This window comes from Gordonia polyisoprenivorans (assembly GCF_017654315.1).
Lineage (GTDB): Bacteria > Actinomycetota > Actinomycetes > Mycobacteriales > Mycobacteriaceae > Gordonia > Gordonia polyisoprenivorans_A.
Map to the genome: position 1 here is coordinate 5,215,454 of NZ_CP072203.1, position 13,296 is coordinate 5,228,749.

Sequence of the window (13,296 nt, forward strand, 5' to 3'; positions counted from 1 at the left end):
CGCTCAACTCTTGACCCGCGGCAGCCCGTGTTTGCGCGCGGTGACATCGAGGATGATCTGACGCGGCACCAGCCGTCGCAGAGCGAAGACGATGGCCGCGTTGTTTCCCTTGGCGTAGAACGGTTTCGGATGCTCGGCGAGCGCGGCCTCGACGATGACCCGGGCCATCGTCGACGCGTCGATCCCTGCGTCCTCGTTGCGTCGGGTGGCGGCGGCGAGGGTCTCGTACTCGGCCGCATACGGCGATCCGTCATCGATGTGGATGCTGCGCCGGCCTCCGATACCGGTGGCGATGGTCCCCGGCTCGACGCTGATCATCCGGATTCCGTAGGGCGCCACCTCTCGTCGGGTCGCGAGCGCGAAGGCCTTGAGCGCCGACTTGGTGGCCGCATAGTTGGAGCGGAATGCGACGGGGAAGCTCGACAGCATCGACCCGACCATGATGACCGTGCCGTGGCGCCGTTGCCGCATACCCGGCAGGACCGCCTTGGTCAGGGCGACGGGCCCGAACACGTTGACGCGGAACAGATCCTCGATGGCACTCATCGGGGTGTCCTCGAGCGCACCGGCCTGCGACTCACCGGCGTTGTTGACGAGGATGTCGACGTCACCGACCTCTGCGGCGCAGGCATCCGCCGAGGCGTAATCGGCGTTGTCGAGGCGCACGTAGGTGACACCGGGAATCGGGTCGGAAACCTTGTCGGGATGACGGCTGGTGCCGTAGACGCGGTGCCCGAGCGCCGCCATCTGCCGTGCCACCTCGGCGCCGATTCCGCTGGTCGCGCCGGTGACGAGAACTGTCTGAGGTTTCCGCGAGTCCACGATGCTCACCGTAGCGCAGCGCCTCGATGAGCAGGTCACCCGTCGACGCGGCGCAAACGCCGGGCGAATGTGCCGACGCGGTCGGTGTACCGCGGGCGTTGGCATACTCGGACGGCGTTCGATCTTGGGCGCGCCTCCGTGGATCTCTTTCAAACACAGCAGGCGCACACCGGCCGGAGGCCGGAAGGGATGTCACAGTGCCCCAGGCAGGATTCGAACCTGCGACCCTTCCTTTAGGAGAGGAATGCTCTATCCCCTGAGCTACTGAGGCGGGCGGCGGCACCCAGACGCAGCGGGTCGACGCCATCGGCAGTCTACGTCAGCGCTCGTGGGGCGACGCACCGAACCTCACCGGACCCGCTGCACCGCGACTACTCGACGCGCTCAGCCACGGTCGCGGGCGCCAGCGCCCACCGCTGCTCGATTCGCCCGACGCGCCAGACGACCACGGCGACGAGCCAGGTGACGATGAACAGACCGACGATGGCGTAGCCGACGATGTTCAGGTCGATCCCGGAGACGTCGTCCCAGAACGGGCCGCTCCAGCCGAACTCGTCGGCCAGCAGTCCGAGGATCTCGATGGTGCCGATGACGAAGGCGACCACGACCGACAGTCCGGTGATGGTGAGGTTGTAGTAGACCTTGCGTACGGGGTTGGCGAAGGCCCAACCGTAGGCGAAGTTCATGAACGTGCCGTCGATGCTGTCGAACAGGCTCATACCCGCGGCGAACAGGACCGGCAGGCACAGGATCGCGTACCAGGGCAGTCCGGCGGCGGCGCTACTGCCGGCGAGGACGAGCAGGGCAACCTCGGTCGCGGTGTCGAAGCCCAGCCCGAACAGGACCCCGATGGGGTACATCTGCCACGGCTTGGTCACCGACTTCATGAAGCGACCGAGGATGCGGTTCATGAAACCCCGGTTGTTCAAGTGCTTTTCGAGTTCGTCCTCGGAGTAGTCGCCCTGGCGCATCGCGCGGAAGACCTTGACGATCCCGAACAGGATCACGATGTTGATCGCGGCGATGAGGTAGAGGAAGCCGCCGGAGACCGTGGTGCCGATGAGACCCGTGTAGTGGTGCAGCGCCGACGAGTCGTCCTCGACCGGCCCCGCGAGTGCCCGCACGCCGAAGGACAGCAACAACGCCAGCCCGAAGACGATTGTGGAGTGCCCCAACGAGAACCAGAATCCGACGGTCATCGGCCGCTGTCCGTCGCCGAGCAGTTTGCGGGTGGTGTTGTCGATCGCCGAGATGTGGTCGGCGTCGAAGGCGTGACGCATACCCAGGGTGTAGGCGGTCAGCCCGACGCCGAGGCCCAGGGTCTTCTGCCCGACGCTGAAGTCGTGCGGTGCCACGAAGACGACCAGGGTCACCCATCCGATGATGTGCAGGGCTGCCACGACGGCGACCATGCCGCCGATACTGGCCCATTCGGCCGGGGTCAGCGACCGGCGGAGCTGAGCGAGCCGATCACCGAACGACGGACGTCCGTTTTGTCCTTGTTGAGCGAATTGCGTTGCCATGCAGCCGAACTCCTCATCAGATGATCTGTTCATCTCAACAGATGAATTGCCCGGACGTGAGCGTTTCGGGCGAGCGAGATCCGACTGTTCTCCACAGATCCCCTGCGCCGCAAGAGCGAATCGTGCACTTCGGACACAGTAGGGCCACCACACCAGGCCGCGACCTACCCGACCGGACAGCCTCGATGTCGCACTTGTCCGCGTCGGATCCGCCTTACAAGCAGTCTGGACTGTTTCTATGATTGTCGTTAGCATCACATCCCATGACGCCTTCCGACGCACCCGCGCACGACCCCGATCGTTTCGACGTCCTCGTCGTCGGCTCGGGTTTCGGCGGCTCGGTCGCCGCACTCCGACTCACCGAGAAGGGCTATCGCGTCGGCGTCCTCGAAGCCGGACGCCGATTCGCCGACCACGAGTTGCCCACGACCAGTTGGCGACTCCGGGACTACGTCTGGGCGCCGGCACTCGGCCTTTTCGGCGTGCAGCGCATGCATCCGCTCCGCGACGTGCTGGTCATGGCCGGCGCAGGTGTCGGCGGCGGATCGCTCAACTACGCGAACACGCTGTACCGTCCGCCCGCGGCCTTCTTCGACGATCCGCACTGGAACGCGATCACCGACTGGGCCGCCGAACTCGACCCCTTCTACGGCCAGGCCTCCCGCATGCTCGGCGTGACGAGCTTCCCGGGTGTCACCCCCGCCGACCGCGCGATGCGGTCGGTCGCCCAAGAGATGGGAGTCGCCGACACCGTCGTCGCAGCCCCGGTGGGGGTGTTCTTCGGGACGCCCGGCGTCACGGTCGCCGACCCGTACTTCGGCGGAGCCGGGCCACAACGCACCGGATGCACACAGTGCGGCGCGTGTATGACCGGATGTCGTGTCGGCGCGAAGAACACCCTGGTCAAGAACTACCTGCACCTCGCCGAACAGGCCGGCGCGCAGATCATCCCGATCACGATGGTCGATGGCCTCCACCAGCGCGGCGGCGGCTATGAGGTCAGCACCCACCGCACCGGCGCTCCGTGGAGAGGACGCCGGACGCTGTATGCCGACCAGGTCGTGATGGCCGCCGGTACCTACGGCACCAACAAGCTGCTGCTCGAGATGGCACGCTCACGCCGACTGCCGAACCTGTCGCCCCGACTCGGGACGGTGGTGCGCACCAACTCCGAGGCCGTCCTCGCCGCGACGGCCCACACCACCGACGTCGACTACACCGAGGGTGTCGCCATCACGTCGTCGTTTCATCCCAACGATCACACCCACATCGAGCCGGTCCGATACGGCAAGGACAGCAACCTGATCGGGCTCCTGCAGGCCGTTCTCGTCGATGGCGGCGGACGCATGCCACGGCTGCTGCGCGCGGTACTGACCATGCTCGCGCACCCGATCACCGCCGCCCGCTCGCTATCGGTGCACCGCTGGTCTGAGCGGACCATCATCGCCCTGGCGATGCAGACCGTCGACAACTCGATCGAATTACACGCGCGGAGAGGACGATTCGGCCCGATCCTACGGAGCCGACCGGGCGGCGGCGATCCGCCACCACGATGGATTCCCGAGGCACACAAGGCCGTCCGGGCCGCGGCGCGCCGCATCGACGGCGATCCGGGTGGGTCGATCCTCGACCTCGTCGACATCCCGATGACCGCCCACTTCCTCGGCGGCTGCGCCATCGGGGACGATCCCGACGACGGCGTCGTCGACGCCTATCACCGCGCGTTCGGTCATCTGGGTCTGCACATCGTGGACGGGTCGACGGTCTCGGCGAACCTCGGCGTGAACCCGTCGCTCACCGTCACCGCCCAGGCCGAACGCGCCATGGCGTTCTGGCCCAATGCCGGAGAGGCCGACCCACGACCGCCACTCGGCGCACCGTATCGCCGGATCACCGCGGTGGCACCGCAGCATCCCACTGTTCCCGACCACGCGCCCGGCGCGCTTCGGCTGTACGCGTAGCGAGTGGCAACAAGCGTCCCAACCATATCGGCAACTCGGTCACGGAAGCCACACCTCTACCACACCCCACCGACAGAAAACCGCCGCCAGTGCACCACCGAAACCCGTTGTCCACAAGCATCTTTCCCCGCGCTAAAGTTGTCGAACACCCTTTCCGTAATTCATATGTTCGAGTACTATGAAGGCATCGCACCGGTCAGCCACTGGGGAGGGGCCCATGATCGAACCCACTGCCATTCTTGACGCCAAAGACGTTGACGCCGAGGCAGTCTTCGCCGCCATCATCTCCCAACTCAGCGACCTGCAATGGGATCCGGAAATGACCGGCCCTCAGGCTTTCGGTGCGATGAAGCAGGTCCTGTTGTTGCGGAACCTGGTTGATCACCACGCCACGTCGCTCACCGGCGAACTGGACCGCCTGGGCGTGGACGATCACAAAACCGCCCGACTTCGAGAATTGTTGATCAGCATGGGTTTCGCACCCGCGGTCGCAGGTCGGTACGTGCGGATCTCGGCCACCACCGATGTGGATTTGTTGTTGGCGCATGCCGCGGACGGGTCCATCTCCTCCGAACACGTCGACGCTATCGTGCGCGGACTGAGCCACATCGACACCCGATGCCCCGAACCCCTCGACACCGTCCAACGGTGTGAGTTTCTGCGGAAACTGCTGTCGCACTACTTCGCCGGCTTCACCCCCGCCGAGATCAACCTCTACGCCCGGCAACTCGGGAACGAACTCGCCGCAGAGACACCCGGCGGGTTACCAGCCGCCGAAGACAAGAACATCAACAGCTACACCGACCGCATCACCGACGACGGCCGGCTGGAAATCTCGGCGAACCTCGACATCATCGCCGGCGAAAAGACCCGCACTTTGATGGAAACCTTGTCGACACCGAAACCTCAGCCCGACGGCTCCCCCGACCCCCGCACGCCCGAGCAAATCTGTGCCGCCGCGTTCGAAACGATCGTGGAGTTGGCGGCACAAGGTTTGGCGGACACCACCTTCTCCGCGAAACCGACCAACGGACTGTTGTGGACCTGGTCGGCGGACAACCCGGTACTCGGCGGCGAGTTGCAGAATATGGGTGCCATCACCGAAGCCACCGCCCGTATGCTGTCGTGTGACACCACCATCACCAAAATCGTGCTCGACCCCAACGGTGTACCGCTCAGTGTTGGTGAAGAGAAACGCTTCTTCACCCCCGGCCAACGCAAAGCCCCGCTCGTGCGTGACCGCGGGTGCATCAAATGCGGCGCCCACGCCGGACGCTGCCAAGGACACCACGTGCACCACTGGAGCAAGGGTGGTCCCACCGACCTCGACAACGGCGGCCTCCTCTGCACCAGCTGCCACGACGACGTGCACCACCACGGCTGGGACATCATCATGGGATTCGACCGACACCCCTGGCTCATCCCACCCGCCAGCATCGACCCGAAACGCCGACCTGTGCCGTCGTATCACCGACGGACCATGCGACTCGACGACGTAGCAGCCTGATTCCCGCACCCGGCCTGGCCGGGACCGCATCTGTTGTTTGAGAATTCCATAGTGAAATCCCCACCCGATGGTCGAGGTGTTCGAGCGTCGGTGGCCCTGGAAGCCCTTCGGCACAAGGGGTCTCGAGGATCGTCGCTGGCGCTCCTCGGCACCTCGACCACCGGGATGGGAACGGTCTCCCCGATGGTCGAGGTGCGAGCCGCGTGCGGCGAACCTCGAGACCACCTGAGCGGTCGCTGGATTAGGGTAACGGTGGCCCGGAAGCCTGTCGGCACAGGGGGTCTCGAGGCTCGTCGCTAGCGCTCCTCGGCACCTCGACCACCAGGGTGGGACACCATGGGACGGGAAGGGCATCAGTGTCCCTCGACGGCGTGTCGTCTTCCCCCGATGGTCGAGGTGTGAGCCGCGTGCGGCGAGCCTCGAGACCACCTGCGCTGGTCCTGGATTCGATCTACGGCAGACCGGATACCCATCGGCGCAACAGGTCTCGAGGCTCGTCGCTAGCGCTCCTCGGCACCTCGACCACCGGGCGGGAAGGGCTGGAGCATTTCCGCGCGGGGTGGAACGGCAATCCGGGAGAGACCGGTCCTCCCCGCTGGTCGAGGTCCGAGCCGCGTGCGGCGAGAGTCGAGACCATCGGGACAATGAGCAGCGGACCCAGAATGAGTAGCACACGACCATGAAGCGCTTCGGTGTGCAAGCATGGACAGGTGACGACAGTCGACGCCTCCGCCGAACTCGGCGACTCCCCAGATGAGGACGCCAGGGTTCGTCGGCTTCTGGACGCCCAGGCCAAGGCTGAGCAACTCTTCGCCGAGATCACCGAGCGTGGGATGATCCGACCGGGTGTGGGCGAACGGGAACTGTCCAACGAGATCCGCGACCTCGCCGCCGACATGTTCGGCGTGACCCGGCACTGGCACAAACGGATCGTGCGCGCCGGCGAAAACACCTTGCAGACCTACCGCGCCAATCCGCCGGACCACATCCTCACCGACGACGAAATCCTCTTCCTGGACTTCGGTCCGATCTTCGAGGAGTGGGAGGCCGACTTCGGCCGTACGTTCGTCCTCGGCGACGATCCGACCAAACATGCGTTGCGTGCATCGCTGAGCCAGGTGTGGGAGGCCGGCCGCGAGCACTTCCGCACCCACCCCTACATCACCGGAGCGCAGCTTTACGACCGCGTGGTCGAACTGTCCCGCGAGGCGGGCTGGGAGTTCGGCGGCGACATCGCCGGGCATCTCGTCGGCGAGTTCCCGCACGAGAGCATCGACGCCGCCGAGATCGAGAGCTACATCGCCCCCGGTTCCGACGGGCCGATGCGTCGCACCGACCGCGCAGGCCGGCAATGCCACTGGATTCTCGAGGTGCACCTCGTGACCCCGGACCGCCGGTTCGGCGGCTTCTGCGAGGAATTGCTCGACCTCCCCTGAGTTCCTTCAGGACGCGGCGCGCCCCGACCCCCGCGCGGCGCGGTCGATCCCGAGATGGTCGCGCAGCGTCGTACCGGTGTAGTCGGCGCGGAAACTTCCGCGCTCCTGCAGGATCGGCACCACTTCGTCGACGAAGCGGTCGAGCCCGCCGGGCGTGATGTGCGGGACCAGGATAAAACCGTCGCTGACATCGTTCTGCACGGAATCGTCGAGGCGCTCGGCGATGGTCTGCGCGCTACCGACGAAGGCCTGCCGGCCGGTCACCTCGATGATGAGTTCGCGGATCGACCAGTTGTTGGCCTCGGCACGCTCGCGCCATTCGCGGGCGGTCTGCAGCGGATCACGGTAGGAGCGCACGCTGGCCCGTCCGCGGGCGATGGTGTGCTCGCCGACGACCGGATCGAACTGCGGCAGTGGACCGTCGGGGTCGACGTCGGAGAGATCCCGGTTCCACACCTGCTCCAGGAAACGCAGTGCGGTGGCACCGCTGACCTGCGCGAGACGCACCTCGTGAGCGAGGTCGGCCGCCTCGGAGTCGGTGTCGCCCAACACGAATGACGCTGCCGGCAGGATCAGCAGCTGCTCACGTCGGCGCCCGTACCTGGCCAGCCGGGACTTGACGTCACGGTAGAACTCCCGCCCCTCGTCGTAGGCGCTGTGCCGGGAGAAGATGGCATCCGCCTTCGCCGCGGCGAACTCACGGCCGTCTTCGGAGTCACCGGCCTGGAAGATCACCGGCCGACCCTGTGGGCTGCGCGGCACCGAGAATCGTCCCTCGATGTCGAATTGCTCACCGCGGTGCTCGAATTCGCCGACCGCACCGTCCCGCAGGAACCGGCCGGATGCCTTGTCTGCGACGATCTCGTCGCCACGCCAGGACTCCCACAGCTCGATCGCGGTGTCGAGGAACTCCTTGGCACGCGAATAGCGTTGGGAGCTCGCCAGATATCCGCCACGGCGGAAATTCTCCCCGGTGAATTCGTCCCACGAGGTCACCACGTTCCAGGCCGCACGCCCGTCGGTGAGGTGATCGAGGCTCGCGAATTGCCGTGCCACCTCGTAGGGTTCGTTGAAGGTGGAGTTGATGGTGCCGGTCAGACCGAGCCGCTCGGTGACGGCACCGAGTGCGGCGAGAATCGAGAACGTGTCCGGCCGCCCGACGACGTCGAGGTCGTAGATGAGACCGTTCTGCTCCCGTAGCCGCAACCCCTCGGCGAGGAATAGGAAGTCGAATTTGCCGCGTTCGGCGGTCCGGGCGAAATGCTCGAACGACTCGAACTCGATGTGACTGCCGGAGGCGGGATCGCTCCACACCGTAGTGTTGTTGACGCCGGGAAAGTGCGCGGCGAGATGGATTTCCTTGCGGGGTGCGGTCATGGCGTTCTCCGATCAGGCTGCGTAGCGGTTGGCGGGGCGGGTGAGTCCGAGATGTCCGCGGAGGGTGGTTGCGGTGTACTCGGTGCGGAAACGCCCGCGGCGACGCAACTCCGGGACCAGGTGGCCGGTGATCGCGAGCAGGTCGTCGGGCAGCACGGCTGGGCGCAGCCGCACCCCGGCGAGCGCTCGTCCGGGGTCGGCGTCGGTGGGCACAAGCTCCTCGATGAGGTCGGCGAGCCCGGTGGCGGTGCCGACGAAGATCGGTGCATCACTGCGTAATTCGGTTCCGGCGAGTTCGTCGAGTCGCCGAGCGCGGGCGGCAGCCTCGGCGTCGGTGTCGCCGAGGATGACGAGTAGATCGTCGAACACCCGCACCGGATCGGCGCGCCCCGCCGACACCCGGACGGCGTCGATCTCGGCGACGGTCGCAGCCGCTGCGGTCGCGTCGGAGGCGGTGACGAATCCGAGGTCGGCGACCCGGCCGATCAGGTCGTAGGCCGAACTGTTGTGTCCGAGTGCGGCGATGGGCGGTTGCCCCTGCGGCGGGCGCGGGGTGATCGACGGTCCCCGCACACTGAAGTACTCGCCCTCGAAGTCGATGTAGTGCAGTTTGTCGCGATCGATGAAGCGACCGGTGGCGGCGTCGCGGATCTCGGCGTCGTCCTCCCACGAATCCCACAGTCGGCGCAGTACTTCGGCGTAGTCGGCGGCCTCGGTGAACAGGGCCTCGATGATCACCGGGTCGGGATCTCCGGGCACCAGGTCGGGCAGCGTACGACGGCCGAACAGCCGCGCATCGGCAGCCGAACCGTCGACCCGCAGTTGCACTCCCGCGCGCCCGTGCGCGACGTAGTCGAGGGTGGCGATCGCCTTGGCGGTGTGGAACGGTTCGGTATGGGTCGTGATCGCCGTCGGGATCACGCCGATCGCACGGGTGGTGGGCGCCACCCGGTTGGCGACGAGTACCGCGTCCACCCGGCCACGGACCCGATCGGTCCGGTCGTCGGGGCGTAGATGGTCGTCGCGTTGCAATCCGAGTCCGTCGTCGATGGTGACGAGGTCGAGGGCACCGGATTCGGCCTCGCGCACCAGATCTGCCCAGTAGCGACCGGTGAGCAGTTCGGTGGGACGCGCACCGGGTTCACGCCAGGCGCCGGGGTGCCAGCCCGCATCGGACAACGCGACGGCCAGGTGGATCTGATCAGGCATGAGCGGACTCCTTGGGGAGGTTGGTGGCGGAACCGGCGGTACGGCCCCGTCCGGGAATGGCGGCGAGGAGCGCACGGGTGTAGTCGTGGCGCGGATTGTCGAAGACGTCCTCGACCGTCCCCTCCTCGACGATCCGGCCGGCACGCATGACCGCCACCCGGTGACTGACCTGCCGGACGACGGCCAGGTCATGCGAGATGAACAGGTAGGCGATGCCGTGGCGGCGTTGGAGATCGGCGAGCAGCCGCAGGACCTGCGCTTGGATGGTGACGTCGAGCGCTGAGACCGGCTCGTCCAGGATGAGCAGCTTCGGGGTGGTGGCCAGGGCACGCGCGATCGCCACCCGCTGCCGCTGACCACCCGACAGCGCGGTGGGCGGCCGGCGCGCATAACCCGGTTCGAGCGCGACCGCCGCGAGGAGCTCGTCGACGCGACGCCGGCGCTGTGCTCGGGGGACCCCGCGCAGCGGTTCGGAGATGATCTGTTCGACAGTCAGTTTCGGGTTCATCGACGAGAAGGGGTTCTGATAGACGAAGCCGACATCGCCGCGACGGTCACCGGCCTCGACGACGCCGGAATCGTGGGTCTCCAGCCCGGCCAGGATGCGGGCGGTGGTCGTCTTGCCCGACCCGCTCTCCCCCACCACCGCCAGGGTTTGCCCGGCGCGCACCGCCAACGAGACGTCGTCGACGGCGGTCAACCCGTTGCCGCGGCCGACCCGGAACGACCGCGAGATGTGGTCGGCGCGTGCGATGATCGGCGCCCCGTCGTCGCGGGGTGCGGCCAGGGTGCCCGAGGTGAGTGCCGGTGCGTCGGCGATCAGTCGCCGGGTGTAGGCATGGCGAGGCTCGGTGAGAACCTGTGCTGTCGAGCCGCTTTCGACGATCTGCCCGCCGGACATGACGACGAGCCGATCGGCACGGTCGGCGGCCACCCCGATGTCATGGGTGATCAACAGGATCGAGGTGCCGGTATCGGCGGCGCGGGCGGCGAGATGATCGAGGATGCGGCGCTGAACGGTGACGTCGAGAGCGCTCGTGGGTTCGTCGGCGATGATCAGCTCGGGTTCGCACGCCATCGCCATCGCGATCAGCACACGTTGCCGCTGTCCGCCCGAGAGTTGGTGCGGTAGTTGGTGGTAGCGCACCTGCGGATCGTCGATGCCGGCGTCGGCGAGGTGCTCGAGCGCGTGGATACGCGCCGTCTTGCGGGCGGCGCGACCGTGGATTCGCAGCACTTCGGCGACCTGATCGCCCACGCGTTGCACGGGATTGAGCGCAGTGCCCGGGTCCTGCGGGACCAGGCCGATCCGTGCGCCCCGAATCCGGTTCATGGCGCGGGAGCCGAGCTCATCGATCCGCAGATCTCCGAGGTGTACGCGGCCCGTGGAGTGCGCCGTGCGCGGCAGGAGTCCGATGATCGCGTGCGCCACCGATGATTTCCCGGAGCCGGACTCCCCGACCACGGCGACGGTCTCGCCTCGCGCCACCGTGAGATCGACACCGCGGACCGCCTCGGTCTCGGCGCCGTTGATCCGGTATGCCACATGCAGATCGGTCACGTCGAGGACAGGGATGGCGGACACGGGGCTCATCGGTGATCTCCCGCCGAGATACGGTGTCCGACGGTGTGTGCCGAGAGAACGACGGCCACGATCGCCAGTCCCGGCAGCGTGGTCATCCACCAGGCCGTGGCCAGATAGTCACGGCCGTCGGAGATCAGGGATCCCCATTCGGGGGTCGGCGGGGTCGCGCCGAAGCCGAGGAACGACAGCGACGAGATGAGCAGGATCGCCATCCCGAATTCGGCGGCGGCCAGCGCGAGCACCGGGGCGTAGGAGTTGCGCAACACGTGCCGCACGAGCACGACCGGGGCCGGGACCCCGAAGGCGCGCGACGCCTCGACGAACGGGGCGTGACGGACCCGCAGCACCTCGGCCCGCATGACCCGCGCGAAGCTCGCGATGAGCACCACCGCCACCGCGATCGCGACCTTGGTGGTGCCGAACCCCAGGGCCGCGACGATGGCCAGGGCCAGCAACAGTTGGGGGACCGCGAGCATCACGTCGATGGCCCTCATGATCACCCCGTCGGCGATGGCCCCTGCGGTACCCGCGACCAACCCGAGGATCGCCCCGATGAGCAGCGCTACCCCGACGGCACCGATGGTCGCCGTCAGCGACAGACCCGCCCCGTGGACAAATCGCGCGTAGACGTCGCGGCCGAGGTTGTCGGTGCCGAACCAGTGCGACGCGCTCGGTGGTGAGAGTTTCTCCGAGGGCACGGCCAGCAGCGGGTCTCGCCCGGTGAACAAGCCCGGGGCCACGGCGAATCCGACGGCGAGCGCCAGGACGATCACCGCGACGGTCACCGCCGCATTGGACCGCAGCCACGCCCACACCGCCGCGGGCCGCACCGCCGTCGGACTCCACGACCAGGACGGCACCGACACACTGGTGTCGGATGAGTCAGACATTGATCAGCTCCGTCCGGGAGTCGTTGTCGCGCACCGTCGGCTTCCGTCGGCGTGCACCGCTGAGGATGCGGGGGTCGAGGAACGGGTAGACGACGTCGACGAGCAGGTTGATGGTGACGAAGACCAGCGCCGAGAGGGTCACCAGCGTCAACACGACCGGGATGTCCTGTGCGAGGACGGCGGATTGGGCGAGCTTGCCCACACCCGGCCGGGAGAACACCGTCTCGACCACGACCGCCCCGCCGAGGAGGTTGCCGACGACTACGCCGGCCACCGTCAGCGCCGGCAGCGACGAGACCCGCAGGATGTGTCGGGTGATGACGCGCCCGCGGCTCGCACCCTTCGCGGTGGCCGTCTGCACGAACGGCGCCGCATCGGTGGCGGTCATGCTGGTCATGAGGACCTGTCCGAGTACCCCGGCGTACGGGATGGCCAACGTCACCGCCGGCAGCACGATCGACCCGGGCCGGGTGTCCCCGAATGCCGGGAACCACGGCAGGCGAAAGGCGAAGACCTGCAACAGGACCAGTCCCACCCAGAACGTGGGCAGCGCCACCACCAGCGGGGGAATGGAGAGCAGCACCCGACGCAGCAGTGTCGAGCGGGTCCAGGTCGCGAGCACCGCGAGTCCGACCCCACCGATGACGGCGAGCGCCACCGCGGTGAGTGTGAGCGCCACGGTGCCGGGCAGGGCGTCGGCGATCACGTCGGTGACCGGGCGACCCTGGGAGATCGACAGACCGAAATCACCGTGCAGCGCGCCGGTCAACGCCGACCAATACTGTTGCCACACCGAACGATCCAGGCCATAGCGGGCTTTGAGGGCGGCGACGGCCGCCGGGTCGGCGGGAATCGAGGCATCCGAGGTCGCGATCGACACCGGATCCGAGGGCAGCAGGATCAGGATGACGAAGGCGACGGTGAATGCCGCCCACAGCACCCCGATGGCCGAGGCGATTCTGATCGCGAGATAGCGGATCATCGCC

The 13,296-nt window shown here is 67.2% G+C and carries 10 protein-coding genes and 1 tRNA gene; 3 read left to right on the forward strand and 8 right to left on the reverse strand.

Annotation, left to right across the window (positions count from 1 at the left end):
* Window positions 1–3 precede the first annotated feature (3 nt).
* From J6U32_RS23365 to J6U32_RS23375, 3 genes are all read right to left on the reverse strand, one after another.
* Window positions 4–747 carry an SDR family NAD(P)-dependent oxidoreductase gene (locus tag J6U32_RS23365; protein WP_244333029.1) on the reverse strand — a complete coding sequence of 248 codons (744 nt, stop codon included), beginning with the start codon at window positions 745–747 and terminating at the stop codon, window positions 4–6.
* 273 nt (window positions 748–1,020) lie between these two features.
* A tRNA-Arg gene (locus tag J6U32_RS23370) sits at window positions 1,021–1,093 on the reverse strand.
* Between the two features lie 100 nt (window positions 1,094–1,193).
* Window positions 1,194–2,345: a HoxN/HupN/NixA family nickel/cobalt transporter gene (locus J6U32_RS23375; RefSeq protein WP_208792353.1), complete on the reverse strand. Its 1,152-nt coding sequence runs from the start codon at window positions 2,343–2,345 to the stop codon at window positions 1,194–1,196.
* A gap of 263 nt (window positions 2,346–2,608) precedes the next feature.
* Here J6U32_RS23375 and J6U32_RS23380 point away from each other — a divergent pair, with 263 nt between their 5' ends.
* The 3 genes from J6U32_RS23380 to J6U32_RS23390 all read left to right on the forward strand — a co-directional run bounded on the left by J6U32_RS23380 (window position 2,609) and on the right by J6U32_RS23390 (window position 7,249).
* On the forward strand, window positions 2,609–4,306 hold the full coding sequence (locus tag J6U32_RS23380) for a GMC family oxidoreductase (protein ID WP_208792354.1): 1,698 nt from the start codon (window positions 2,609–2,611) through the stop codon (window positions 4,304–4,306).
* 217 nt (window positions 4,307–4,523) lie between these two features.
* Window positions 4,524–5,813 carry an HNH endonuclease signature motif containing protein gene (locus J6U32_RS23385; protein WP_208792355.1) on the forward strand — a complete coding sequence of 430 codons (1,290 nt, stop codon included), beginning with the start codon at window positions 4,524–4,526 and terminating at the stop codon, window positions 5,811–5,813.
* Between the two features lie 710 nt (window positions 5,814–6,523).
* On the forward strand, window positions 6,524–7,249 hold the full coding sequence (locus tag J6U32_RS23390; protein ID WP_208792356.1) for a M24 family metallopeptidase: 726 nt from the start codon (window positions 6,524–6,526) through the stop codon (window positions 7,247–7,249).
* A 6-nt stretch (window positions 7,250–7,255) separates the two neighbouring features.
* Here the strand turns inward: J6U32_RS23390 and J6U32_RS23395 are convergent, their stop codons facing one another.
* The 5 genes from J6U32_RS23395 to J6U32_RS23415 are packed head-to-tail and all read right to left on the reverse strand — an operon-like array spanning window position 7,256 to window position 13,292.
* Window positions 7,256–8,626 carry an NtaA/DmoA family FMN-dependent monooxygenase gene (locus J6U32_RS23395; RefSeq protein ID WP_208792357.1) on the reverse strand — a complete coding sequence of 457 codons (1,371 nt, stop codon included), beginning with the start codon at window positions 8,624–8,626 and terminating at the stop codon, window positions 7,256–7,258.
* Between the two features lie 12 nt (window positions 8,627–8,638).
* Window positions 8,639–9,835: an LLM class flavin-dependent oxidoreductase gene (locus J6U32_RS23400; RefSeq protein ID WP_208792358.1), complete on the reverse strand. Its 1,197-nt coding sequence runs from the start codon at window positions 9,833–9,835 to the stop codon at window positions 8,639–8,641.
* Window positions 9,828–11,429 carry a dipeptide ABC transporter ATP-binding protein gene (locus J6U32_RS23405; RefSeq protein WP_208792359.1) on the reverse strand — a complete coding sequence of 534 codons (1,602 nt, stop codon included), beginning with the start codon at window positions 11,427–11,429 and terminating at the stop codon, window positions 9,828–9,830. The genes J6U32_RS23400 and J6U32_RS23405 overlap by 8 nt, the downstream gene beginning before the upstream one ends.
* A complete protein-coding gene (locus J6U32_RS23410; protein ID WP_208792360.1) occupies window positions 11,426–12,310 on the reverse strand; it encodes an ABC transporter permease in 885 nt (294 codons plus the stop codon). Before J6U32_RS23410 ends, J6U32_RS23405 begins: the two co-directional genes overlap by 4 nt.
* Entirely contained in the window at window positions 12,303–13,292 is a 990-nt protein-coding gene (locus J6U32_RS23415; RefSeq protein ID WP_208792361.1) for an ABC transporter permease, read from the reverse strand. The genes J6U32_RS23410 and J6U32_RS23415 overlap by 8 nt, the downstream gene beginning before the upstream one ends.
* Between the last annotated feature and the right edge of the window lie 4 nt (window positions 13,293–13,296).

What these genes read in the sequence shown, in the direction of transcription:
- J6U32_RS23365 (WP_244333029.1), bottom strand. Translation starts at nt 747, where the DNA reads ATGGCGGCGCTCGGGCACCGCGTCTACGGCACCAGCCGTCATCCCGAC.
- J6U32_RS23375 (WP_208792353.1), bottom strand. Translation starts at nt 2,345, where the DNA reads ATGGCAACGCAATTCGCTCAACAAGGACAAAACGGACGTCCGTCGTTC.
- J6U32_RS23380 (WP_208792354.1), top strand. Translation starts at nt 2,609, where the DNA reads ATGACGCCTTCCGACGCACCCGCGCACGACCCCGATCGTTTCGACGTC.
- J6U32_RS23385 (WP_208792355.1), top strand. Translation starts at nt 4,524, where the DNA reads ATGATCGAACCCACTGCCATTCTTGACGCCAAAGACGTTGACGCCGAG.
- J6U32_RS23395 (WP_208792357.1), bottom strand. Translation starts at nt 8,626, where the DNA reads ATGACCGCACCCCGCAAGGAAATCCATCTCGCCGCGCACTTTCCCGGC.
- J6U32_RS23400 (WP_208792358.1), bottom strand. Translation starts at nt 9,835, where the DNA reads ATGCCTGATCAGATCCACCTGGCCGTCGCGTTGTCCGATGCGGGCTGG.
- J6U32_RS23405 (WP_208792359.1), bottom strand. Translation starts at nt 11,429, where the DNA reads ATGAGCCCCGTGTCCGCCATCCCTGTCCTCGACGTGACCGATCTGCAT.
- J6U32_RS23410 (WP_208792360.1), bottom strand. Translation starts at nt 12,310, where the DNA reads ATGTCTGACTCATCCGACACCAGTGTGTCGGTGCCGTCCTGGTCGTGG.
- J6U32_RS23415 (WP_208792361.1), bottom strand. Translation starts at nt 13,292, where the DNA reads ATGATCCGCTATCTCGCGATCAGAATCGCCTCGGCCATCGGGGTGCTG.